Below are 22,546 nucleotides of genomic sequence, written 5' to 3'. Positions count from 1 at the left end.
TGGGCATGATGCGCGCGCGCGGTTTTACGCTGATCGAGTTGCTGGTGACATTGACCATCCTCGGCCTGCTCAGCGTATTGGTGATACCGACAGCGCAGGTGGTGGTGCAGCGCCGCCAGGAGCAGGATCTGCGCGAGGCGCTGCATCAGATCCGCCAGGGCATCGACGCCTACAAGCTGGCCTACGACCAGGGACGCATCACCAAGTCGCTGGCCTCGACCGGCTATCCGAAGACGCTGGAGGTGCTGGTCGAAGGCGTGCCGGACCTGCAAAACCCGAAGCAGGCGAAGATCTACTTTCTGCGCCGCGTGCCGCGCGATCCGTTCAATCCCGACACCTCGGTGAGCGAGTCGCAATCGTGGGGCAAGCGCAGTTACGCCAGCGAAGCCGACCAGCCGAGGGAGGGCGAGGATGTCTACGATGTTTTCAGCACGAGCGAGAAGAGCGGCCTGAATGGCGTTCCGTATAATAAATGGTGACCATGAAGACCAAAGGTTTTACGCTGATCGAGTTGCTGGTCGTGCTGGGCATCGTCGCCTTGATGCTGACGCTCGCGGTGCCGCGCTACTTCCCCAGCATCGACAAATCGAAGGAGGTGGTGTTGGCCGATAACCTGCGCAATGTGCGCAACGTGATCGACCAGTACTACGGCGACACCGGCCGCTATCCGGACTCGCTGGAGCAGCTGGTCGAGAAAAAATACCTGCGCGCGCTGCCGGTCGATCCGGTCACCGACAGCGAAACGACGTGGGTCATCATCCCGCCGGAAGACGGCGCCAAGGGCGGCGTTTATAACATCAAGAGCGGCGCCCCCGGCAACGACCGTCGCGGCAAGCCTTACGCCGACTGGTGATGCGGCGGCCGCGCAAGCGCCGCAACGGCGGCTTCACCTATCTGAGCCTGATCATCCTGGTGGCGATCATCGGGCTGGTGTCGGCATCGGCGCTGAAACTTGGATCGGTGCTGCAGCGGAGCAGGGCGGAGCAGGAGTTGCTCGATATCGGCGCCGCCTTCAGCGACGCGCTGCAAAGCTATGCCAACGCCACCCCGGCCGGCTTTCCGCCGCAGCCGCCGTCGTTGAAGGAGCTGCTCAAGGATCCGCGTTTTCCGACCGTGCGGCGCCATTTGCGCAAAGTGTTCGTCGACCCGATGACGGGCAGGGCGGAATGGGGCATCACCTACCTGGGCGACAAGGTCGGCGTGCTGGCGGTGTACAGTTTGTCGGACGCGAAGCCGGTCAAGATAGGCAATTTCCCGCAGCGCTTCCAGGGGCTGGCCGGCAAGCAGAAGATCTCGGAGTGGCGCTTCGCGGCGACCGGCGGCACCTTACCGGTACCGGGACAGGGCCGGCAACCCGGCGCGGTGGAAGTAAAACCCGGCACGCCTTTGCCGGGTAGCCCGGTTACCCCGATACCGCCGGCGCCACCTGCTCCCCCGGCGCAAACACCTCAACCCGAGCCCGAACCTGCGCCACCGCCGCAAGAGGAAAAACCAGCCCCGGAACCTGAGCCAGAACCCGAGCCGCAGCCCCAGCCCACGCAGCCGGAGCCGCAGGACCAAAATAAACCGTCATGACACGTAGGGCGGATTAGCGAAGCGTAATCCGCCATGCATGCTCCGTCCGCAGCTCCGACTAACGCGCCGTGCGTTTGAAATCCCGGAACCGGAACCCCATCACCATCAGCGCGCCGAAATACACCAGCGCGGACACCCCGATGACGGCGACCAGCGCCCCAATGCGCAACAGCGTCTGATGCGCCATTCCTGTCCAATCGACCTGCGCCGCGCTATACCACGCCGTCGCGCCCATCAGCGCGCAGGCGATCACCAACTTGGTGAAGAACAGCAGCCAGCCCGGCTTGGGCGTGTAGATGCCGCGCCGGCGCAGGCCGCTAAACAGCAAGCCCGCGTTCAGGCAGGCGCCCAGGCTGATCGACAGCGCCAGACCCGCCACCGCCAGCTGCGGGACAAAAATCATGTTCATCAGCTGGGTGGCGACCAGCACGCCGACCGCGATACGTACCGGCGTGCGGATGTCCTGCCGCGCGAAGAAGGCGGGCGCCAAAATCTTGACCAGGATGATGCCGAGCAGGCCGACGCTGTAGGCGATCAGCGGCTCGGCCGACGCATGCGCCGCCGCCGCCGTGAAGGCGCCGTTTTGGAACAGGGTGGAAATCAGCGGCACAGCCAAGGTGGCCAAGCCCACGGCGGCCGGCATCGCCAGCAAAAAGGTCAGCCGCAAGCCCCAATCGAGCAGCGATGAGTATTCCTCCGTGTCGCCGCCGACGTTCGCTTTGGACAGGCTGGGCAGCAAAATGGTGCCCAGGGCCACGCCCAGCATGGCGGTCGGGAACTCCATCAGGCGGTCGGCGTAGGTCAGGAAGGAAATGCTGCCCTCGGCCAGATTGGAGGCGATGGCGGTATTGATCAGCAGGCTGATTTGCGCGGCGGCGACGGCGAACACCGCCGGCCCCATTTTCTTGAGCACGCGGCGCACGCCCTCGTCGCGCAGTCCCGACAGCGGATTGAGCGAGATGCGCGGCAGCATGCGGATCTTCAGCAGCGCCGGGACCTGGATCGCGACCTGCAGCAGGCCGCCGACGAAGACCGCGATCGCCATCGCGTAGATGGGCCGCTCCAGATGCTGCTGCAGGAACAGCGACGCCAGGATGGACGCGATGTTGAGCAGCACCGGCGTGAAGGCGGGGATCTTGAACTGGCTCCAGGTATTTAATATGCCGCCGGCCAGCGCCACGAACGACATGAAGGCGATGTAGGGGAACATCAGGCGCGTCATCCACACGGCGGCGTCGAAATCGTCCGGCTGCAGGCCGCCGGCGACCAGCATCAACAGCAGTGGGGCGCCGATGATGCCCAGCCCGCTGATGACGACGGTGGACCAGACCAGCGTGGTGCCGACGTGGTCCGCCAGGTTCCGGGTGGCTTGCTCGGTCTGCTTGTTCTTGTACTCGGATAAAATGGGCACGAACGCTTGCGAGAACGCGCCCTCGGCGAACAGCCGGCGCAACAGGTTGGGGATGCGGAAGGCGACGTTGTACGCATCGGTCATGCCGCCGGCGCCGAAGGCCCGGGCGATGAGGATTTCACGCAACAATCCGGTGATACGGGACAGCATGGTCATGCTGCTGAGGGCGGCTAGAGTTTTTAGCAAGTTCATGGGGCATGATTATAGTTGCTCCCGTCGAAAAAGATCGCTATAATCGCAGGCTGTACAGAATTCTGTTACGCAGACACTAATGTTTGGCAGGCAGTAGTTTGACTCACATGGTTCGGCAGACGCTACTGAACGCACCTGTTTGACAAACAATAATGTTTGCAAACGCACCTTTACCCTGATTTAGGAAATTCCATGGCAAATACCGCACAAGCGCGCAAACGTGCTCGTCAAGCAGTCAAGCAAAACGCACACAACTCGTCCCAGCGTTCGACCCTGCGCACCGCTATCAAAGCAGTTCGCAAGGCAATCCAGGGCGGCGACAAAGCTGCTGCGACCGCAATCTTCCAATCGTCCGTGTCGAAAATCGACAGCATCGCCGACAAGAAGATCATCCACAAAAACAAGGCAGCTCGTCATAAGAGCCGTCTGGCAGCTGCCCTGAAGGCACTGTCCGCTTAATTCCCCTCAGCGGGAGTACAAGCAAGAACCCGCGCTGACTTCGGTCGGCGCGGGTTTTTTCGCTTGTGGCGCGGGAAGTTGGCTGGGTTGGTGGCAGGTGGGGATGCTATGACATCCGCCGGGCCCTGCCGGCGGATGCGGGGGAAGCGCTGAAGACTCAGGCGGCCAGCTTCGGCTTGAACCGCAGCAGTACTTGTTTCCCCATTTGTATGCCCTTCTTTTCCACCGAATTGAACAGCAGCCATCCGATCGTATAGCTGATCGGCAGGGCGATCGCGATGACGATGCCGAAGCGCACCACGCTTGGCAGTGCCACATAAGCCGCCTGGCGCGCCAGCAGGCCGCCCACCGGCAGCACGATCAGCAAATGTACAAGGTAGACGCTGTACGATGTCTCGCCGAGGAACATCGCGACGCGATTGGACAGCAGCCTGCGCAGGCCGATGGTGGCGCCGGCCAGTGCCTTGCTGCCGGGGAGGGTGCCGTTATTCATCAGGTAGAACATGCCGACGACCAGGACCAAGCGGGCCACGGCAACCTGGTTGCGTTCGAGGTAGAGCCACATCAGCGCCAGGCCGACCCCGGCCAGCAAGCCCATATGCATGGTGCGTTCGGCGCGCGCCTGGGCGATCCACATGCCGATCAGGAACACGTAGAACTTGATGGCGAGGAAGGCCGGCATCGGGAAGGAGTGGAAGTAATCGCGGAAGAACAGGCGGATGGCGAGGCAAATGCCGATCAGCAGGCCGCTGGCGACGATCGGCGACAGGCGCGCCATCAGGATCATGATGAACGGGAAGAACAGGTAGAACTGCATTTCCAGTCCGATCGACCAGTCCGGCAAGGCGGTGCGGAACGCATAGGTCGGCGAGAACCCGAACAGGAAACTCACGTGCATGACGATGTTGGTCAGGCTTTGGTCCAGATAGCGTTCCGGCGCGGTGGCCGTCGACGGCCACACCTGCGCGATCGCCTCGCGGAAATGGCCCATCTGCGGACCGGCCACCAGCGCCACCACCAGTACGACGTAGTACAGCGGCGCGATGCGGAAGAAGCGGCGCACCCAGAATTGTCCGATGGTACGCGTCGATTCCCAGGGTTCGGTTTGCTTGCGGGCGATATAGTTATGCGCCATCAAAAAACCGGATAGCAGCATGAACAGATCGACGGCGAGTTCGCCCCATGACAGGATCGGGATGTCGCGCAGGCCGGTAAGAATTTGGATGTGGGAAAGCAGAACCCAGATGGACGCGAGCCCGCGCAAGCCGTCCAGCCAGGGCAGATTGCCCTGGTTTTGCCCTGTCGCCAGGGGGGAGTGGTTGTTCATTTAATTACCTATTGACTATGTTTGTGGAAGGCACAACCTTCCGCCTTCCCATCATAGCACTTTTGCATCATTTCCCGCCGTTCGGTTCACCCAGCCTTCACCAGCTCGGAGGGCTGCACCGGCATCGATTCGCCCGGCATCAGCGGATGGCTCGCCAGCGAGATCGCGCCGATGGCGCTGCGCACCAGCCGCAAGGTCGGCAAGCCGACCGCCGCCGTCATGCGCCTGACCTGGCGGTTCTTCCCCTCCTGCAGAGTAATCGCCAGCCAGCTGGTCGGCTGACCCGCGCGTTCGCGGATCGGCGGATTGCGCGGCCACAGCCACTCCGGCTCGGCGATCCGCACCGCCTTGCATGGCTTGGTGACGAAATCGCCCAAATCGATTGGCGCCTGCAATTTGGCCAGGCTGTCGGCGTCGGCCACGCCTTCGACCTGCACCAGGTATACCTTGGCTTCCTTGTGATCCGGATGGGCGATCTGGTGCTGCAGCTTGCCGTCGTCGGTGAGCAGCATCAAGCCTTCGCTGTCGGCGTCGAGGCGGCCGGCCGGGTAGATGTTGGGGATCTTCAAATAGTCGGCCAGCGTGGCCTTGTCGTCCTGCGGCGAAAACTGGCACAGCACTTGGAAAGGTTTGTTAAATAGAATGAGGGGCATGCTTGTGTGATGATGGATTTGGTGTAGGCTTCAAGGCCGGTGTCGTAAAATCGTAGCGCCCACTAAAATACTGGTGCATAATGCAAAACGCCTGTCTTATGTCTTATAGAAGACCTAGGTATTTGTACTAACTTGGCAATAAAACAAAGAATCCTTGCCCCGGTAGCAGTATTGTATGCCGCTTGCCGAGCGTCCATTTCGGAGAACATGATGTACCAACATATCAAAGTACCTGCCGACGGCCAAAAAATCACCGTCAACGCCGATTTTTCCCTGAATGTACCAGATAACCCGATCGTTCCCTACATCGAAGGCGACGGCACCGGCTTGGATATCACCCCGGTCATGCTCAAGGTGGTGGACGCGGCGGTGGCCAAATCCTACGGCGGCAAGCGCAAGATCAACTGGATGGAAATTTTCGCCGGCGAAAAGTCGACCACCGTGTACGGCCCCGACGTGTGGCTGCCGGAGGAGACCTTGGCCGCGGTGAAGGATTACGTGGTCTCGATCAAGGGTCCGCTGACGACGCCGGTCGGCGGCGGCATTCGTTCGCTCAACGTGGCGCTGCGCCAGCAGCTGGACCTGTACGTCTGCCTGCGTCCGGTGCGCTACTTCACCGGCGTGCCGTCGCCGGTCAAAGAGCCTGAAAAAACCAATATGGTCATCTTCCGCGAGAACTCGGAAGACATCTACGCCGGCATCGAATACCAGCAGGGTTCGGAAGGCGCCAAGAAATTGCTGGACTTCCTGGTCAAGGAAATGGGCGTGACCAAGATCCGCTTCCCGGAAACCTCGGGCCTGGGCATCAAGCCGGTGTCGATCGAAGGCACGCAGCGCCTGGTGCGCAAGGCGATCCAGTACGCCATCGACAACGACAAGCCGTCGGTGACCATCGTCCACAAGGGCAACATCATGAAGTACACCGAGGGTGGCTTCCGTGACTGGGCCTACGAGCTGGCGCTGAAGGAATTCGGCGCGGAGCTGATCGACGGCGGCCCATGGTGCAAGGTCAAGAATCCGAAGACCGGCCGCGACATCACGATCAAGGATTCGATCGCCGACGCCTTCCTGCAGCAGATCTTGCTGCGTCCGGCGGAGTACAGCGTCATCGCCACGTTGAACCTGAACGGCGACTATATTTCCGACGCGCTGGCGGCCCAGGTGGGCGGCATCGGCATCGCGCCGGGCGCCAACCTGTCGGATTCGGTGGCGATGTTCGAGGCGACGCACGGCACGGCGCCTAAGTATGCCGGCAAGGATTATGTGAATCCGGGTTCGCTCATTCTGTCGGCGGAGATGATGCTGCGTCACATGGGCTGGACCGAAGCGGCCGATCTGATCATCAAGTCGATGGAAAAAGCCATCGACTCGAAGAAGGTCACGTACGACTTCGCCCGCCTGATGGAAGGCGCGACGCAGGTATCGTGCTCCGGCTTCGGCGAGGTGATGATCGAGCAGATGCAGGACTAAGTCTGCGCCGTGTGAGTTGCCACGGAGACGCCGTGCTCCGTCGGCGGCTCATGCATGGCGGATTACGCTTCGCTAATCCGCCCTACGTGGTTTAGATGTGGGTTGAATGCTGTGGCCGAGAGCTACTTCCACAGCATGAAGGGCAGCATGCCCCATGCCGCCAGCACCAGCATGCACTGCAGGCTTGCGATCAGCGCCAGCGTATCGCCTACATGGCGCCGCCCATCGCGCCACTGCATCGCCAGGCCCGCCACCAATGTCAGCGGCAGCGTCGCCGTCACCACCGCCAGCATGCCGCTGGCCAGCGTCAATTCCCCCATCCGCATGAACGATTGCGTATAAAAAAGCGGCGCCGGCAGCGCCAGCGCGAATACGCCCATCAACGGCGCGGACAACGGATCGCGCGTCCGCAGCCGCTTGCGCAGCAGCCGCCAGCAACCGATAGTCACAATGTAGGCCAGCCCCAGCAGCCCAATCCCCAGGCTCAGCCACAGGCCTGTCAACAGCACCATGTCGGCTTTGGCGTAATTGCGCATGCCGTCGCTGACGATGCGCTGGCCGTCGTCGCCGATCAGCATCACGTGCGTATTGTCCAGGCGGCCGGACTGCGTGAACAAGTGGCCGCCGGTCGGCGTCAGCAGCGCCGGCTTGCCCTGGAACGGTTCCAACCGCACGACGCCATCCTCCCGGCTCACCCGCATGAAGTTGAGCACGATGTCGGTCCATGCCAGGTTGCTGATCCTGTGCATCGCCGGCACATAAATCCCCAGCCAGTCCGCGATGTCGGCCGCTGGTGTGCCGGTTTTGACCACAGGCGCGGCGGGCTGGAGGTGCAGCTTCTCGATCAGCAATTTGTTGAAGCGGTCGTAGTCCGCCGTTTCGCTGTCCGTATTCATGGCAACGAAGAACGCCTTGCGCTGCGCCGGGTACACGCACAGCATGGCGTTGAAGCCGACCGTGGCGCCGGGATGGCAGTAGCCCAGTTGGCCGTGGCGGTCTCGCCCGGCCAGCGCGTGGCCATGGCCTGTCGTCAGGCCCGCCCGCACGGCTTCGGTGCCGCTCGGCGTGCCCAGCTGCGCCATCAACCTCGGATCGATGAAGGGACGGCCGTCTATGCCGCCGTCGCCCATCAGGAAGGCGGCGAAGCGCGCCATGTCGGCGGCGGTGGTGGTGAGCCGGTCGGCGGAGGGCAGATAGTTGCGTTCGGCCGGATGCGTGACGCCGCGCTCGAAGTGGCCCATCGCCAGACGCGGGTCCGCCTCCGGTCCGGTTTGCGTGACGAAGCCGAAGGTGCTGTCCCGCATGCCCAACGGTTGCAGCAGGTGCGCATCCAGGTAGCGGTCGTAGCGCTGGCCGCTGACCGCTTCGATGACCATGCCGAGCAGCGCGTAGCCAATGTTGGAATAGGCGAAGCGGCTGCCCGGCCGCGCTTGCACGGTCAGCAGCGCGGGATCGGACTGCCCGGACGGCCCGTTGGCGAAGGCGGCGCCGAGCGGCGTATCGGCCCGCGCCGTCAGGCTGAAGACGTGCCACAGCCGGAAGTTTTCCAGCCCCGCCGTGTGCGCGAGCAAATGCCGCACGCGGATCGGGTCGGTGGCCTCCCATCGGTTGGTGAACGACAATGCCGGCAGCAAGGTGGCGACCGGCGTGTCGAGCGAGAGCTTGCCCTCGGTGATCAGGCGCAGCACGCCGGCCGCCACCGCCACTTTGGCGACCGAGCCGACCTGCACGCGGTGGTCGGCGCGCATCGCGGCGCCGCTGCCGGCGTTGGCCAGGCCGGCAGCGCCGGTGACCGCGCCGTCGTCCGGCGTGACGGTGACCCAGACGGCGCCGGTGAGCTGTTCTTGCTGCAGAGTGCGTTGTATTTCAGTCAGCGCACCAAAGCCCGGCATCGGGATCGACAGCACCACCAGGGCGGCCATCGCCAGCGTTATTAGACGAGTCATAGGGGAGAGGGGAACGTCGGACTTCTACAACACTTTCGTTTGGCTATCCAGGGCCCGAGCCGACCGGTGGACGAAAAAAAACCCCGCAGACGGGGTTTTTCACATCTGGTGCCGTGTAACTTAGGCAGCTTGGATGTTGGAAGCTTGCTTGCCTTTAGGGCCTTGCGTGACTTCGAATTGAACTTTTTGACCTTCTTTGAGGGTCTTGAAACCGTTCATGTTGATTGCGGAGAAGTGAGCGAACAAATCCTCGCCGCCGTCATCTGGAGTGATGAAGCCAAAACCTTTGGAATCATTGAACCACTTAACTGTACCTGTTGCCATAAAAAGAACTTTCAAAATTAAAACGGATCACACGAGCCATAAAAGCAAGAAGCTTCTTGCCCCCTCCTCACGCCTCACTTCTTATCAACATGTACATTTCTGCACGAAGCCGATAACGCATTGTTAGCGGACCAATTTTTAAAGTCAAGCAGATTTGTATGCATTTTGCTACTTTTGATCTGCTTAGCGAAAAAGCAACTCTTGATTTTAACAAATGGGTCGCCATCTGCGCCATGTTAAGAAAACGCGTAAGATGGAAAACAATTGGATGTGTATAGTGAAATGCACATTGCATCAACCCCGAAAGCATTAGAATATAAGCGTATGGCAACCAAGCATGACACCGAAACCCTTTTGGAGCGGCAAGCGCTGAAGCCGCCACCTTTGTACCAGGTGGCGTTGCTCAACGATGACTACACACCGATGGAATTTGTAGTCGCTATCATCCAGGAGTATTTCAACAAAGACCGTGAAACAGCCACGCAAATAATGCTCAGTGTTCATCGCTACGGCAAAGGAGTGTGCGGCGTGTTCTCTAAAGATATAGCCTGTACCAAAGTGGAGTTCGTTTTAACGCATGCGCGCAAGGCAGGTCATCCCCTGCAGTGCGTGATGGAGGAAGTATGATTGCGCAGGAATTAGAAGTAAGTTTGCACATGGCGTTTGTCGAAGCGCGACAGGCCCGGCACGAATTCATCACGGTGGAGCACTTGCTGCTGGCCTTGCTGGACAACCCTTCGGCTGCCGAAGTGTTGCGCGCATGCGCCGTCAACATTGAAGATCTGCGCAAAACCCTGACCAATTTCATCGGCGATAACACGCCGACCGTGCCTGGCACCGGTGAGGTCGATACCCAGCCGACGCTCGGTTTCCAACGCGTCATCCAGCGCGCCATCATGCACGTGCAGTCGGCGTCCAATGGCAAGAAGGAAGTGACCGGCGCGAACGTGCTGGTGGCGATCTTCGGCGAGAAGGACTCGCACGCGGTCTACTACCTGCACCAGCAGGGCGTGACCCGTCTGGACGTGGTCAACTTCATTTCGCACGGCGTGCGCAAGGACCAGCAGACCGATGCCGCCAAGGCATCCGAAGGCGTGGAAGAGGGCGCTCCGGGCGGCGAAGGCCAGACCAAGGAAAGCCCGCTGGACCAGTTCACGCAGAATCTGAACAAGTCCGCCGCCGAAGGAAAGATCGATCCGCTGATCGGCCGCGAGGACGAGGTCGACCGCGTGATCCAGATCCTGTGCCGTCGCCGCAAGAACAATCCGCTGCTGGTCGGTGAGGCCGGCGTCGGCAAGACCGCCATCGCCGAAGGCCTGGCCTACCGCATCACGCAGAGCGATGTGCCGGAGATCCTGCAAAATGCCGTCGTGTATTCGCTCGACATGGGCGCGCTGCTGGCCGGCACCAAGTATCGCGGTGACTTCGAACAGCGCCTCAAGGCCGTCCTCAAACAATTGAAGGACAACCCGAACGGCATCTTGTTCATCGACGAGATCCATACGATCATCGGCGCCGGTTCCGCCTCGGGCGGCACCTTGGACGCGTCGAACCTGCTGAAGCCTGCGCTGGCCAACGGCCAGCTCAAGTGCATCGGCGCGACCACCTACACGGAATTCCGTGGCGTGTTCGAGAAGGACCACGCGCTCTCCCGCCGCTTCCAGAAAGTGGACGTCAACGAGCCGACCGTCGAGCAGACCGTGCAGATCCTGCGCGGCCTGAAGTCGCGCTTCGAAGAGCACCATGGCGTCAAGTATTCGTCGTCGGCGCTGTCGACCGCCGCCGAACTGGCCGCGCGCTTCATCAACGACCGCCATCTGCCCGACAAGGCGATCGACGTCATCGACGAGGCCGGTGCTGCGCAGCGCATCCTGCCGAAGTCGAAGCAAAAGAAAACCATCGGCAAGACCGAGATCGAGGACATCATCGCCAAGATCGCCCGTATCCCGCCGCAGACCGTCAACCAGGACGACCGCAGCAAGCTGCAGACCATCGACCGCGATTTGCGCAACGTGGTGTTCGGCCAGGATCCTGCGATCGAAGCGCTGGCGTCGGCGATCAAGATGGCGCGTGCCGGTCTGGGCAAGACCGACAAACCGATCGGCTCCTTCCTGTTCTCCGGTCCTACCGGCGTCGGCAAGACCGAGGTGGCGAAACAGCTGGCCTTCATCCTGGGCATCGAGCTGATTCGTTTCGACATGTCCGAGTACATGGAGCGTCACGCCGTGTCGCGCCTGATCGGCGCGCCGCCGGGTTACGTCGGTTTCGACCAGGGCGGTTTGCTGACCGAAGCCATCACCAAGAAGCCGCACGCGGTGCTGCTGCTGGACGAGATTGAAAAAGCCCATCCGGACATTTTCAACATCCTGCTGCAGGTGATGGACCATGGCACCTTGACCGACAACAACGGACGCAAGGCCGACTTCCGCAACGTGATCATCATCATGACCACCAACGCGGGCGCCGAGAGCTTGCAGAAGTCGTCGATCGGCTTTACGAATTCCAAGCAGGCAGGCGACGAGATGGCCGACATCAAGCGCATGTTCACGCCGGAGTTCCGCAACCGTATCGACGCGACCATCAGCTTCCGCGCGCTGGACGAGGAAATCATCCTGCGCGTGGTCGACAAGTTCCTGATGCAGCTGGAAGAGCAGCTGCACGAGAAGAAGGTCGAGGCCATCTTCACCGAGAAACTGCGCAAGTTCCTCGCGAAGAAGGGTTTCGATCCGTTGATGGGCGCGCGGCCGATGTCGCGCCTGATCCAGGACATGATCCGCAAGGCGCTGGCCGACGAGCTGTTGTTCGGCCGTCTGGTGACCGGTGGGCGCGTGACCGTCGATCTGGACGAGAAGGATGTCGTCAAGCTGGAGTTCCCGGAACCGCCAGACGCCGCGCCGACCACGCCGCCGGAGACTGTGGAAGTGGACTAAGTCCGCCAGACCGCAGCATAGAAAAACCCGCCCGCTCCGCGCCGGCGGGTTTTTTTTCGTCCGCTGCCAATCACTCGATTGATATAAAAATGAAAATACAATTTGACACTTTCCCGCTTTTAACTGATACTTTAAATACTTCATATTATCAATAAAACATCAAAACCAGGGATCGTCATGTTCAAGTTTCTCCTGCCGGCACTCGCTGCCGGTTTTTTGTGTCTGCCCGCTTTGGCCGGCACCGTCTTCATCCAACACACCTTCGATCTCGGCCTGGCCGACACCGCCACCCCCACGCAACTGCGTTATTCCAGCGACGAATTCGCGCCGCTGACGATCCACCAGGGCGACACCGTGGAACTCGACTATTCCTTCCTGCCCGGCCAGGCGGTGAGCATGGCCAGCGCCAACGGCTACCAGCTGTTCAACCTCGGCCTCTACCAGGACGCCAGCGATCCGCTCAACACCAGCAACTTCTCGGTCGGAGGCCTGCAGATGTCGTTGTCGGGCGTGGCCGGCGCATCGCTTGCGACGCTGCACGGCTTCAACCAGAGCGGCGGCACGGCCCACCTCGGCGCCTTGTTCGGCGGACCTTACCTTCCGGCCGACACCGCGATCACCTTCACCGGCATCCGCGCGCGTTTCGTCGTCGGCGAGCTGGAAAACGGCTATGCCAACTACAACGCGGCGTTCTTTAGCGTTGGCGCGGCCAAGGTCGGCGTGGCCGAGGTCGCAGTTGCGGCAGTGCCCGAACCGGAGACCTATGCGATGTTCGGCGCCGGGCTGGCCATGCTGGCGCTGGTGCGCCGCCGCCGCGATGCCGGCAAGGGGGCATGACATGCGATACCTGACCTTGCTTTCCGCCGCGCTGTCGCTGGGCGCCGCCACCGCCGCCCCGGCTGCCGATACCGCCATGGCCGGCCCGCTGATGGCCGCCGCCCGCGACGCGGCGCCGTCGCTGATCGAGCAACTGACGGCCGCCCATGGCCAGCCGGCGCCGTTTGCGCTGGCGCTCGACAACATCCACCCCGGCGTGGCCGGCACGCGCGTCGCCCGCCTGCACCATACCTATCGCGGCGTGCGCATCTGGCAATCGGAATCCGTGGTGACGGTGGCCGACGACGGCGCCGTCATCGGTGAAACGCTGAGCGACCGGCGCACCGCGTTGGCGGCAGCCGCCGAAGAGGGCGCCGATGCGCTGCCGGAGCGTCCGCCGTTGAGCGCGCAGGACGCGATCAATCTGGTGCTTGCCGGTATCGAGCGCGGCGCCCGGCCGCTGGAGGACACCACCGCCGAGCTGGTCGTCTATCCATTGATGGCAAGAACCCGTACCCGCACCGGCGAGGGCAAGCAGCTGGCGCAACTGAACGCGCTCGACGTCGATGACGTGGTCGCCGATTACCGCCTGGCCTATGTCGTCAGGACGCGCATGCTGATCCGCAACGATATGCAGTTCTGGGACCACATCATCAGTGCCGAGGACGGCCATCTGATCGATCGCCACAACGCCCGCACCGACGTCGCCGGCACCGGCCACAGCCAGTACAACGGCATCGTCAAGCTCAACACGACAAAGAGCGGCGCCCTGTACCAGATGAAGGACACCAGCCGTGGCGTCGGCGGCAAGTTCGGCGGGCTGGCGATCACCAACGCCGACAACGACTACATTACGACCGGACCGCTCTACACCGACGCCGACAACCAGTGGGGCGACGGCCTGCAATACGTCGGCGGCGCCAGCACCACCGGCGCCAACGGCCAGACCGCCGCCGTCAACGCCATGTTCGGGCTGATGAGCACGTACGACACGATGAAAAACGTGATGAACTGGCACAGCCTCGATGGCAACAATACCGCCACCTATGCCACCGTGCACTATGGCCAAGCCCACACCAACGCCTATTACGACGACGGCTGCCGCTGCATCCGCGTCGGCGACAGCAACGGCGTCGACTACAAAAACCTGGGCGTGGTCGATGTGCTCGGCCACGAAATGGGCCACGGCGTCACGGCCCGCACCTCCAAGCTGCCGATGTACGGCGAGGCGGGCGGCCTCAACGAATCGGGCGCGGACATCAACGGCGAAATGGCCGAGGCCTACGCGCGCAACGGCGGCGTCGGCAAGACTGTCCCGGCGGGCAACGATTGGATGATGGCCAAGGAGGCCTGGTTCCAGGGCCAGCCGCTGCGCTATCTGCAAAAGCCGTCCAGGGACGGCAAGAGCCGCGACGCCTGGAGTTTCGACATCGGCAAGCTCGATCCGCACTACAGCAGCGGCGCCAATAACCGCATGTTCTACTTCCTGTCGCAGGGCTCGGATGTCAAGGCCGGCGCGGACGGCCACAGCGCCTACCTCAAGCGCACACCCAGGGCCATGACCGGCATCGGCAACGACAAGGCCTACCGCATCTGGTTCACCGCCAACACCACCAAATTCGCCGCCGCCACCAATTACGCGGCCGCGCGCCAGCATGTGCTTGACGTGGCGCGCCAGCTGTACGGCGACCACAGCGCCGAGGCGGTCGCCGTGCAGCGCGCCTACGCCGCCATCAACGTCGGCTACGACATCGACGAGCTTGGCTACAAGTCGCCGGTGGCCTTGCTGACCCAACCGGTCAGCACCGGCGTGACGGTGGGCCGGCCGGCCAACTTCACGGCCTACGCGGAGGCCGGCACGGCGCCGTACTTCTACGCCTGGTACAAGAACGGCGCGCGGGTGCGCAACGTCACGGGGCCTGGCTACAGCTTCATCGCGACGGCGGCCGACGCCGGCGCCAAAATTACCGTGCGCGTGACCGACAGCGCCAACCTGCCGACCACGGCCACCAGCCAGACGGCGGTCCTGACCATCAATCCGCCCGGCACCTTGTACGAGCGCATCGCCAACGGCGGCTTCGAAGACGGCGAACTGGACTGGGCTGGCCATCTGAACAAGATCAACAGCTGGAACCAGTATCCGGCCCATGCGGGCAAGTACATGGCGTGGTTCGGCACCTTTGAATCATCGTCGGGCGCGGCGATTTACCAGGCGCTGACGATCCCGGCGAATACGGCAACCGCCAAGCTGTCGTTCGCGCTGAGCGTGAGCACCACCAGCAACGCGGCCAAAGCGCAGGACCACTTCCGGGTCGAGGTGCGCGGCCTGTTCAACCAGCCGCTGGCGCTGGTCAAGGCGTTCAGCAATCTGGACGCCGCGCCCGGCTTCGTCACGCACAGTTTCGACCTGAGCGCGTTTCGTGGCCAGACCGTGCGGTTGCGCTTCGCGTCGAGCTCGGATGGCAATCAGGACAGCTCTTTCATGCTGGACAATGTCAGCTTGAAAACGGAGTAACAGTGCGGCGGCGGCGGGGCAGTTTTTCTTTGCGTCAAGCGGTCAAGGTATGACAGAATCGTCGTTCCTATCGACAACTTGCAAAGCCTGTCCATGTCACCGCTCCGCCGCCGCTTCCGTGTACGCCCACGCTTTCACCCTCTCGCTTTGATCCTGATGTCAGCCGGCCTGTTGGCCGGCCAGGCGGCCTCCGCCGCAGAATCCTACTACCGTTTCCCCGCCATCCGTGGCGACGCCGTCGTCTTCACCGCCGAAGGCGATTTGTGGCGCACCGGCGCCCAGGGCGGCCAGGCCCAGCGCCTGACCACGCACCCCGCCGCCGAGACCAATGCCGCCATCTCGTACGACGGCAAATGGATCGCCTTCTCCGCCTCGTACGAGGGCGCGCAGGAAGCCTACGTGATGCCGGTCGCCGGCGGTTTGCCGAAGCGGCTGACGTTCGAGAACGGCGCCGTGACGGTGCTGGGCTGGACGGCGCAGGGCGAGGTGCTGGTCAGCACCCAGGATTCGAAGGGACCGTCGGCGCACCGCATCGCCGCCGCCGTGCAGCCATCGACCTTGCAGCGCCGCGTGTTCGCCGTCGCCGACGCCAACGACGCGGTGCTCGACGACGCCGGCAAGACGCTGTACTTCACGCGCTACGGCCTGTCCCTGACCAACGACAACGTCAAGAACTATCGCGGCGGCGCCCACGCGCAGCTGTGGCGCTACGATTTGAACGCTGGCGCGGGGGCCGAAGCCAGGCCGCTGCTGGCCGGCGATGGCGGCAACAACAAGCGTCCGATGTGGTGGCAGGGACGCGTGGTTTTCATCAGCGACCGTGGCGGTTCCGACAATCTGTGGTCGATGGCGCCCGACGGCAGCGACCCGCGCCAGCTCACCAAACACACCGACTGGGATGTGCGCAACGCGGCGCTCGGCGACGGCCGCGTCGTCTATCAACTGGGCGCCGACCTGCGCGTGTTCGATCTGGCCGCGTCGGCAGACCGCCAGCTGTCGATAGGGCTGGTGTCGGACTTCGATCAGCAGCGCGCGCGCCAGATCCGCTCACCGCTGGATCAATTGACCAATGTGCAGCTGTCGGCCAAGTCCGAGCGGCTGGTGCTGACGGCGCGCGGGCGCGTCAGCCTTGCCGGCACCGGTGCGCAGCGCCGCGTCGAGATCGCGGTGCCGGAAGGCGCTCGGGCGCGCGAGGCGGTGTTCAGCCCCGACGACAAGTGGGTCTACGCGATTGTCGACACCAGCGGCGAAAACGAAATCTGGAAGTTCGCCGCCGACGGTTCCGGCCCGGGCGAGCAACTGACGCGAGACGGCATCAGCCACCGCTGGCAGCTGTATCCATCGCCGGACGGCCGCTGGCTTGGCCACACGGACAAGAAGGGCCGTTTCTGGCTGCTGGACCTGGCCACCAAATCGAATATCGTCATCGACGACGCGGGCAAGGCCGGCGTTGACAAGCACGACGAAATCCTGTGGTCGGGCGACAGCAAGAACCTGGCCCTGGTGCGCTCCGCGACCACCGAGCAGCGCGAGCAAATCGGCTTGTACAACCTGGCGTCGAAGCAGCTGGCCTTCGTCACCAGCGACCGTTACACCTCGCGCTCGCCGGTGTTTTCGCCGGACGGAAAATGGCTGTACTTCCTCTCGGCCCGCAACTTCCAGCTGGCGAACGGTTCGCCGTGGGGCGACCGCAATATGGGACCGGTGTTCGACAAGCGCACCGGCGTCTACGCGCTGGCGCTCCAGCCGGGCAACCGCTTCCCGTTCAAACCGGACGATGAACTGGGCAAGCCGGGCGAGAAGGTGGCCGAGGGCACCGCCGACAAGGCGGTGGAGCAGGCCGCCGAGAAGGCGGCTGAGAAAGCGGTCGAAAAAGCCGTCGCCAAGACCGCGCCGCCGGTCAAAAAATCGGACAAGTCGCTGCCGGATATCGTCTTTGTCGGCCTGCAGGACCGTTTGTACGAAGTGCCGCTAGCGCCAGGTAACTACCGTGGCCTGAACATGGACGACAAGCGCCTGTACTTCCTGGACGTGGAGTCCGGCGACGGCAAGGCGAACCTGAAAACGCTGGCGATCGCCTCCAACGGCCCGCAACCGGAAACCTTCGCCGCCGGCGTGCGCGAATTCGACCTGGCCGCGGACAAAAAGCACATCTACTACCGCACCTTCAGCGGAGGCCCGGGCGACATGATCATCGTCGAAGCGGCCGCCAAGGCGCCGACCGACACCTCCAAGGCCAAGGTCAAGGTCGACGACTGGAGCTTCACCTCCAATCCGCGCCTGGAGTGGAAGCAGATGTTCAACGATGCCTGGCGCATGCACCGCGACTTCCTGTACGACGCCAAGATGCGCGGCGTGAACTGGACGGCCGTGCGCGACAAATATACGCCGCTGGTCGAGCGCGTGACCGACCGCGCGGAGCTTAACGACATCCTGGGCATGATGATCAGCGAAGTCGGTTCGCTGCATTCGCAGATCGCGCCAGGCGATATCCGCCGCTCCTCTCCGGAGGGCGTGCCGTCCGGCCTGGGCGCGCTGCTGGCGCGCACCGCCGAAGGCTACCGCGTCGACCACATCTACCGCAGCGAGCCGGAACTGCCGTCCGAGCGCGGACCGCTGGCGCAGGCCGACGTCAACGTGAAGGAGGGCGACATCATCACCGCCGTCAACGGCAAATCGGTGCTGGAGGCGCGCGACATCGCCGACCTGCTGCTGAACCAGGCCGACCGGCAGGTGCTGCTGCAGATCAAACGCAAGGCCGGCGGCGCCGGTCCGGTGATCGTGATGCCGGTGAATATGACCAAGCAGGCCGGCTTGCGCTACAGCGATTGGGAGCAGAGCCGCGCGCGCCAGGTGGAGACGGCGTCGAAAGGACGCATCGGTTATCTGCACCTGCGCGCCATGGGACCGCGGGACATCGCCTCGTTCGCGCGCGACTTCTACGCCAACGTCAACCGCGAAGGCTTGATCATTGACGTGCGCCGCAACAACGGCGGCAATATCGACAGCTGGATCATCGAAAAGCTGCTGCGCAAGGCCTGGGCCTTCTGGGCGGCGCCGGGGGCGCAGCCGGCGCCCAACATGCAGAACACCTTCCGTGGGCATCTGGTGGTGCTGGTCGATGAACTGACTTATTCGGACGGCGAGACCTTCGCGGCGGGCGTCAAGGCGCTTGGACTGGCGACGCTGGTCGGCAAGCGCACCGCCGGCGCCGGCGTCTGGCTGAGCGACAGCAACCGCTTGAGTGACAACGGCATGGCGCGCGTGGCCGAGAACGGCCAGTTCAATACCGCCGACGGCCATTGGCTGATCGAAGGCGTGGGCGTGACGCCCGACGTGGAAGTGGACAACCTGCCGCACGCCACCTTCATGGGGCAGGACAGGCAGCTGGAAGTGGCGTTGGAACTGCTGGATAAAAAGTTGAAGGACAGCCCTATCAAACCATATCAACCGCAGGTGATCCCCGCGTTGAAATAAGGAGACCTTGATGCACATGAAGCGCCTGTTATCGATTGCTGTCGCCGGTGCGGTCATTACAATTGGCCAAACCGCGCAGGCACTGCCTAGCACCAGCGATACCCGCATGCTCACCGAACCGGCGTTGTCGGCCACCCATCTGGCCTTTATCTATGCCGGCGATGTGTGGCTGGCGAATCCCGATGGCGGAGCGCCGCGCCGCCTGACGTCCGACCCGGGTGAAAAATCGAACCCGCAGTTTTCGCCGGACGGTAAATTGATCGCCTACAGCGCGCAGGTCGACGGCAACACCGACGTCTACCTGCTGCCGATCGAGGGCGGGGTGCCGAAGCGGCTGACGTATCATCCGGGCGCCGACGTGGTGCAGGGCTTCGCGCCCGATGGAAAATCGGTGATGTTCACATCGCCGCGCGCGGCGTTCAACAACCGCTATCGCAAACTGTTCACGGTGCCGGTGACCGGCGGCGTGGAGACGCAGCTGGAAGTGCCGAACGCCGCGCGCGCCGCCTGGTCACCCGATGGCAAGAGCATTGTCTACAACCCGTTCTCGCCGGCCTTCCTGCAGTGGAAGCACTATCGGGGCGGTACCAACTCGATCCTGTGGCTGTTCAACCGGGGCGATAAAACGGCGGTCAAGATACCGCAGCCGGCCACGCACTCGAACGATGTCGATCCGATGTGGATCGGCGACACCGTCTACTTCCGCTCGGACCGCGACGGCGAATTCAATCTGTATGCCTACGACGTCAAGTCCAAGGCCGTGCGCGCGCTCACGAAGCATGCCGACTTCCCGGTGCTGAACGCTTCCGCCTCGGGCAACGGCATCGTCTACGAGCAGGCCGGCTATCTGCACGCGCTGGATCTCGGCACCGGCCAGGCGCGCAAGCTGGCCATCGGCGTCAGTAGCGACCTGGGGATGTCGCGCCCGCGCTGGGTCAGCGGCGCCAAATACATCCGCAATTTTTCGGTGTCGCCGTCGGGCGCGCGGGTGGCGTATGAATTCCGTGGCGAGATCGTCACCATCCCCGCCGACAAGGGCGATGTGCGCAACCTGACGCAGACCACCGCCGCCAACGAGCGCTCGCCGGCCTGGTCGCCGGACGGCCGCTCGGTCGCCTACTTCTCCGACGAATCGGGCGAGTACGCGCTGCATATCCGCGCGCAGGACGGCAAGGGCGAACCGCGCAAGTTCAAGCTGACCGGTTCCGGCTTCTACGACAATCCGGTGTGGTCACCCGACAGCAAGAAGATCGCCTACACCGACAATTCCTGGACCTTGTATGTGATGGATGTCGCCTCCGGGGCGGTCAGCAAGATCGCGTCCGAGCCGCTGTATGGCGTGAACAAGACCTTGCGGGCGGCATGGGCGCCGGACTCGCGCTGGATCGCGTACGCGCTCAATTCGATGACCTACACGCGTAGCGCCTACATCTATTCGCTGGAGCAGGAAAAATCGTGGCCGGTGACGGACGGTCTGTCGGACGTGGTCAATCCGGTGTTCGACAAGAGCGGCAAGTACCTTTACTTCTTCGCCTCCACCAACGCGGGGCCGAGCAACAACTGGTTCTCGCAGCAGAACGAGGACAACCGCGTCACGCGCACCGTCTGGATGGCGGTGTTGCGGCGCGACCTGCCGTCCCCGCTGATCAAGGAAAGCGACGAGGAAAAGGCAGCCCTGGCCGCTCCTCCCACGCCACCGGTGTCGGAGAAAAAGGAACCGGCCAAGCCGGAGACGCCGAAGATCGATCCGAAGACGGGGCGCGACGATCCGAAAGTCGCCGTGGCGCCGGTCGCGCCGATGGCGATCGATTTCGACGGCATCGAAACGCGCATCGTCGATTTGCCGATACCGGCGGCGTCGCTATCGGATCTGGAGGCGGGGCAGGACGGCCAGATATTCTTCCTGCGCGAGAACGACGGCAAGAAAGCCATCCAGCGCTTCGACCTGAAGGACCGCAAGGCCGAAACGCTGCTGGCCGAGGCGGATGAATTCGAGGTGTCTTCCGATGGCAAGAAGATCGTCTACCGCCTCAAGGAAGCCTGGGCCATGGGCAGCGCCAGCGCCAAGACGCTGACGCCGGGCGAAGGAAAGATCAAGGTCGAGGCGATCGAAGTGCGCGCCGAACCGCGCGCCGAGTGGGCGCAGATCTTCAACGAAGCGTGGCGCATCAACCGCGACTTCTTCTACGATCCGGGCATGCACGGCGCGAACTGGAACAAGATGCGCGAGAAGTACGCACAATTCCTGCCGGAGCTGTCGTCGCGCGCCGATCTGAACCGCCTGATCCAGTGGCTGTGCAGCGAGCTGGGTGTGGGCCATCATCGCGGCGGTGGCGGTGACTTCTTCACCGACAGCAAAGCGGTGCCGGGCGGATTGCTGGGCGCGGACTACGAGATCAGCGATGGCCGTTACCGCTTCAAGAAAGTCTACGGCGGCTTGAACTGGAATCCGGCGCTGCGCGCACCGCTCACGGAACCTGGCTTGAACGTCAAGGCCGGCGAATATCTGCTGGCGGTCGATGGCCGTCAGTTGGTGGCGCCGACCAATCTGTACAGCGCCTTCGAAAACACCGCCAACAAGGCGATCGACATCACCGTCGGCCCGAATGCGGACGGCAGCAAGTCGCGCACCATCACCGTGGTGCCGGTGCCGACCGAGGACGCGCTGCGCAACCGCGACTGGATCGAGGGAAATATCCGCAAGGTCAACGCGGCCACCGGCGGCAAGGTGGCCTATGTGTACGTGCCGAACACCGCGGCTTTGGGGCATACCTATTTCAAGCGCTACTTCTTCCCGCAGGCCGACAAGGACGCCGTCATCATCGATGAACGCTTCAATGGCGGTGGCAGCGTGGCCGACTACTACCTGGAGATTTTGCAGAAGAAGGAAATCGCCTGGTGGACCATGCGCTACGGCGCGGACATGAAGACCCCATCGGCTTCGATCCAGGGACCGCGCGCGATGCTGATCGACGAAACGGCCGGCTCGGGCGGCGACCTGCTGCCGTGGATGTTCCGCAAAAACCAAATGGGGCCGCTGATCGGCAAGCGCACCTGGGGTGGATTGGTCGGCGTGCTTGGCTTCCCCGTGCTGCTCGATGGTGGCACGATCACCGCGCCCAATCTGGCCTTCTGGACCCGCGACGGTGGCTGGGGCGTGGAGAACGAGGGCGTGGCGCCGGACATCGAGGTCGATCAAACGCCGGCGGACGTCATCGCCGGCCGCGATCCGCAGCTGGAAAAGGCGATTGAGGTCATCAAGGCCGAACTGGCGAAGAATCCGCCGGTACGGCCCGCGCGTCCGGCCTTTCCGGTGAAGTCGAAGTGAAGTGTTCGGAAGTGAACAGCGCCGACGTTCACTTCCGGACAAATGCCGCCGATTCCGCGCGCGGCAGGGTAAAACAGGGTGTAAAAAGCCGTGGCATGGTAGTTGCAATGACCCTTTATCTTC

General features: G+C 63.0%; 16 protein-coding genes. 11 read left to right on the top strand and 5 right to left on the bottom strand.

Annotated elements, in window-relative coordinates:
* Nucleotides 1–8: 8 nt before the first annotated feature.
* From NHH88_25380 to NHH88_25370, 3 genes are read left to right on the top strand one after another with little or no spacing between them, the layout of a single operon-like run.
* A complete protein-coding gene (locus tag NHH88_25380; GenBank protein ID USX17433.1) occupies nucleotides 9–479 on the top strand; it encodes a type II secretion system GspH family protein in 471 nt (156 codons plus the stop codon).
* The gene (locus NHH88_25375; protein USX12964.1) at nucleotides 473–853 is read left to right on the top strand and encodes a type II secretion system GspH family protein; all 381 of its coding nucleotides are present in this window, start codon (nucleotides 473–475) and stop codon (nucleotides 851–853) included. The genes NHH88_25380 and NHH88_25375 overlap by 7 nt, the downstream gene beginning before the upstream one ends.
* A complete protein-coding gene (locus tag NHH88_25370; GenBank protein ID USX12963.1) occupies nucleotides 853–1,575 on the top strand; it encodes a type II secretion system GspH family protein in 723 nt (240 codons plus the stop codon). Before NHH88_25375 ends, NHH88_25370 begins: the two co-directional genes overlap by 1 nt.
* Before the next feature lie 58 nt (nucleotides 1,576–1,633).
* On the opposite strand, the gene murJ is transcribed toward NHH88_25370, so the two are convergent.
* Nucleotides 1,634–3,178, bottom strand: a complete 1,545-nt coding sequence (murJ, locus tag NHH88_25365; GenBank protein ID USX12962.1) for a murein biosynthesis integral membrane protein MurJ — start codon at nucleotides 3,176–3,178, stop codon at nucleotides 1,634–1,636.
* A gap of 192 nt (nucleotides 3,179–3,370) precedes the next feature.
* Here murJ and rpsT point away from each other — a divergent pair, with 192 nt between their 5' ends.
* Nucleotides 3,371–3,637 carry a 30S ribosomal protein S20 gene (gene rpsT / locus NHH88_25360; protein ID USX12961.1) on the top strand — a complete coding sequence of 89 codons (267 nt, stop codon included), beginning with the start codon at nucleotides 3,371–3,373 and terminating at the stop codon, nucleotides 3,635–3,637.
* A gap of 157 nt (nucleotides 3,638–3,794) precedes the next feature.
* Here rpsT and NHH88_25355 read toward each other — a convergent pair whose 3' ends face one another.
* On the bottom strand, nucleotides 3,795–4,964 hold the full coding sequence (locus NHH88_25355; GenBank protein ID USX12960.1) for an acyltransferase: 1,170 nt from the start codon (nucleotides 4,962–4,964) through the stop codon (nucleotides 3,795–3,797).
* A gap of 86 nt (nucleotides 4,965–5,050) precedes the next feature.
* Nucleotides 5,051–5,617, bottom strand: coding sequence for a pseudouridine synthase (locus tag NHH88_25350; protein USX12959.1), 567 nt, complete (start codon nucleotides 5,615–5,617; stop codon nucleotides 5,051–5,053).
* Between the two features lie 210 nt (nucleotides 5,618–5,827).
* On the opposite strand from NHH88_25350, the gene icd reads away from it, so the two are divergent.
* Nucleotides 5,828–7,087, top strand: coding sequence for an NADP-dependent isocitrate dehydrogenase (gene icd, locus NHH88_25345; GenBank protein USX17432.1), 1,260 nt, complete (start codon nucleotides 5,828–5,830; stop codon nucleotides 7,085–7,087).
* A gap of 122 nt (nucleotides 7,088–7,209) precedes the next feature.
* Here the strand turns inward: icd and NHH88_25340 are convergent, their stop codons facing one another.
* A complete protein-coding gene (locus NHH88_25340; GenBank protein ID USX12958.1) occupies nucleotides 7,210–9,033 on the bottom strand; it encodes a beta-lactamase family protein in 1,824 nt (607 codons plus the stop codon).
* Between the two features lie 120 nt (nucleotides 9,034–9,153).
* Nucleotides 9,154–9,357 carry a cold-shock protein gene (locus NHH88_25335; GenBank protein USX12957.1) on the bottom strand — a complete coding sequence of 68 codons (204 nt, stop codon included), beginning with the start codon at nucleotides 9,355–9,357 and terminating at the stop codon, nucleotides 9,154–9,156.
* A 324-nt stretch (nucleotides 9,358–9,681) separates the two neighbouring features.
* On the opposite strand from NHH88_25335, the gene clpS reads away from it, so the two are divergent.
* From clpS to NHH88_25305, 6 genes are all read left to right on the top strand, one after another.
* Nucleotides 9,682–9,984, top strand: coding sequence for an ATP-dependent Clp protease adapter ClpS (clpS, locus tag NHH88_25330; protein USX12956.1), 303 nt, complete (start codon nucleotides 9,682–9,684; stop codon nucleotides 9,982–9,984).
* On the top strand, nucleotides 9,981–12,287 hold the full coding sequence (gene clpA / locus NHH88_25325; GenBank protein ID USX12955.1) for an ATP-dependent Clp protease ATP-binding subunit ClpA: 2,307 nt from the start codon (nucleotides 9,981–9,983) through the stop codon (nucleotides 12,285–12,287). Before clpS ends, clpA begins: the two co-directional genes overlap by 4 nt.
* Before the next feature lie 177 nt (nucleotides 12,288–12,464).
* Nucleotides 12,465–13,124, top strand: a complete 660-nt coding sequence (locus tag NHH88_25320; protein USX12954.1) for a PEP-CTERM sorting domain-containing protein — start codon at nucleotides 12,465–12,467, stop codon at nucleotides 13,122–13,124.
* Nucleotide 13,125: 1 nt separating this feature from the next.
* A complete protein-coding gene (locus NHH88_25315; GenBank protein USX12953.1) occupies nucleotides 13,126–15,618 on the top strand; it encodes a M4 family metallopeptidase in 2,493 nt (830 codons plus the stop codon).
* A gap of 156 nt (nucleotides 15,619–15,774) precedes the next feature.
* Nucleotides 15,775–19,095: a S41 family peptidase gene (locus NHH88_25310; protein USX12952.1), complete on the top strand. Its 3,321-nt coding sequence runs from the start codon at nucleotides 15,775–15,777 to the stop codon at nucleotides 19,093–19,095.
* A gap of 16 nt (nucleotides 19,096–19,111) precedes the next feature.
* Complete coding sequence (locus tag NHH88_25305; protein USX12951.1) at nucleotides 19,112–22,423, top strand: PDZ domain-containing protein; 3,312 nt, start codon at nucleotides 19,112–19,114, stop codon at nucleotides 22,421–22,423.
* Nucleotides 22,424–22,546: the final 123 nt, after the last annotated feature.

The sequence above is a fragment of the Oxalobacteraceae bacterium OTU3CAMAD1 genome (assembly GCA_024123915.1).
Taxonomy (GTDB): domain Bacteria; phylum Pseudomonadota; class Gammaproteobacteria; order Burkholderiales; family Burkholderiaceae_D; genus Rugamonas.
This window is presented reverse-complemented; position numbering and strand designations above follow the sequence as displayed.

Bases quoted from the DNA above. Each gene is read 5' to 3' on its own strand.
- NHH88_25355 (USX12960.1), bottom strand. From the start codon at position 4,964: ATGAACAACCACTCCCCCCTGGCGACAGGGCAAAACCAGGGCAATCTG.
- NHH88_25340 (USX12958.1), bottom strand. From the start codon at position 9,033: ATGACTCGTCTAATAACGCTGGCGATGGCCGCCCTGGTGGTGCTGTCG.
- NHH88_25315 (USX12953.1), top strand. From the start codon at position 13,126: ATGCGATACCTGACCTTGCTTTCCGCCGCGCTGTCGCTGGGCGCCGCC.
- icd (USX17432.1), top strand. From the start codon at position 5,828: ATGTACCAACATATCAAAGTACCTGCCGACGGCCAAAAAATCACCGTC.
- murJ (USX12962.1), bottom strand. From the start codon at position 3,178: ATGAACTTGCTAAAAACTCTAGCCGCCCTCAGCAGCATGACCATGCTG.
- NHH88_25305 (USX12951.1), top strand. From the start codon at position 19,112: ATGAAGCGCCTGTTATCGATTGCTGTCGCCGGTGCGGTCATTACAATT.
- clpA (USX12955.1), top strand. From the start codon at position 9,981: ATGATTGCGCAGGAATTAGAAGTAAGTTTGCACATGGCGTTTGTCGAA.
- NHH88_25310 (USX12952.1), top strand. From the start codon at position 15,775: ATGTCAGCCGGCCTGTTGGCCGGCCAGGCGGCCTCCGCCGCAGAATCC.
- NHH88_25370 (USX12963.1), top strand. From the start codon at position 853: ATGCGGCGGCCGCGCAAGCGCCGCAACGGCGGCTTCACCTATCTGAGC.
- NHH88_25335 (USX12957.1), bottom strand. From the start codon at position 9,357: ATGGCAACAGGTACAGTTAAGTGGTTCAATGATTCCAAAGGTTTTGGC.
- rpsT (USX12961.1), top strand. From the start codon at position 3,371: ATGGCAAATACCGCACAAGCGCGCAAACGTGCTCGTCAAGCAGTCAAG.
- clpS (USX12956.1), top strand. From the start codon at position 9,682: ATGGCAACCAAGCATGACACCGAAACCCTTTTGGAGCGGCAAGCGCTG.
- NHH88_25320 (USX12954.1), top strand. From the start codon at position 12,465: ATGTTCAAGTTTCTCCTGCCGGCACTCGCTGCCGGTTTTTTGTGTCTG.
- NHH88_25380 (USX17433.1), top strand. From the start codon at position 9: ATGCGCGCGCGCGGTTTTACGCTGATCGAGTTGCTGGTGACATTGACC.
- NHH88_25350 (USX12959.1), bottom strand. From the start codon at position 5,617: ATGCCCCTCATTCTATTTAACAAACCTTTCCAAGTGCTGTGCCAGTTT.
- NHH88_25375 (USX12964.1), top strand. From the start codon at position 473: ATGGTGACCATGAAGACCAAAGGTTTTACGCTGATCGAGTTGCTGGTC.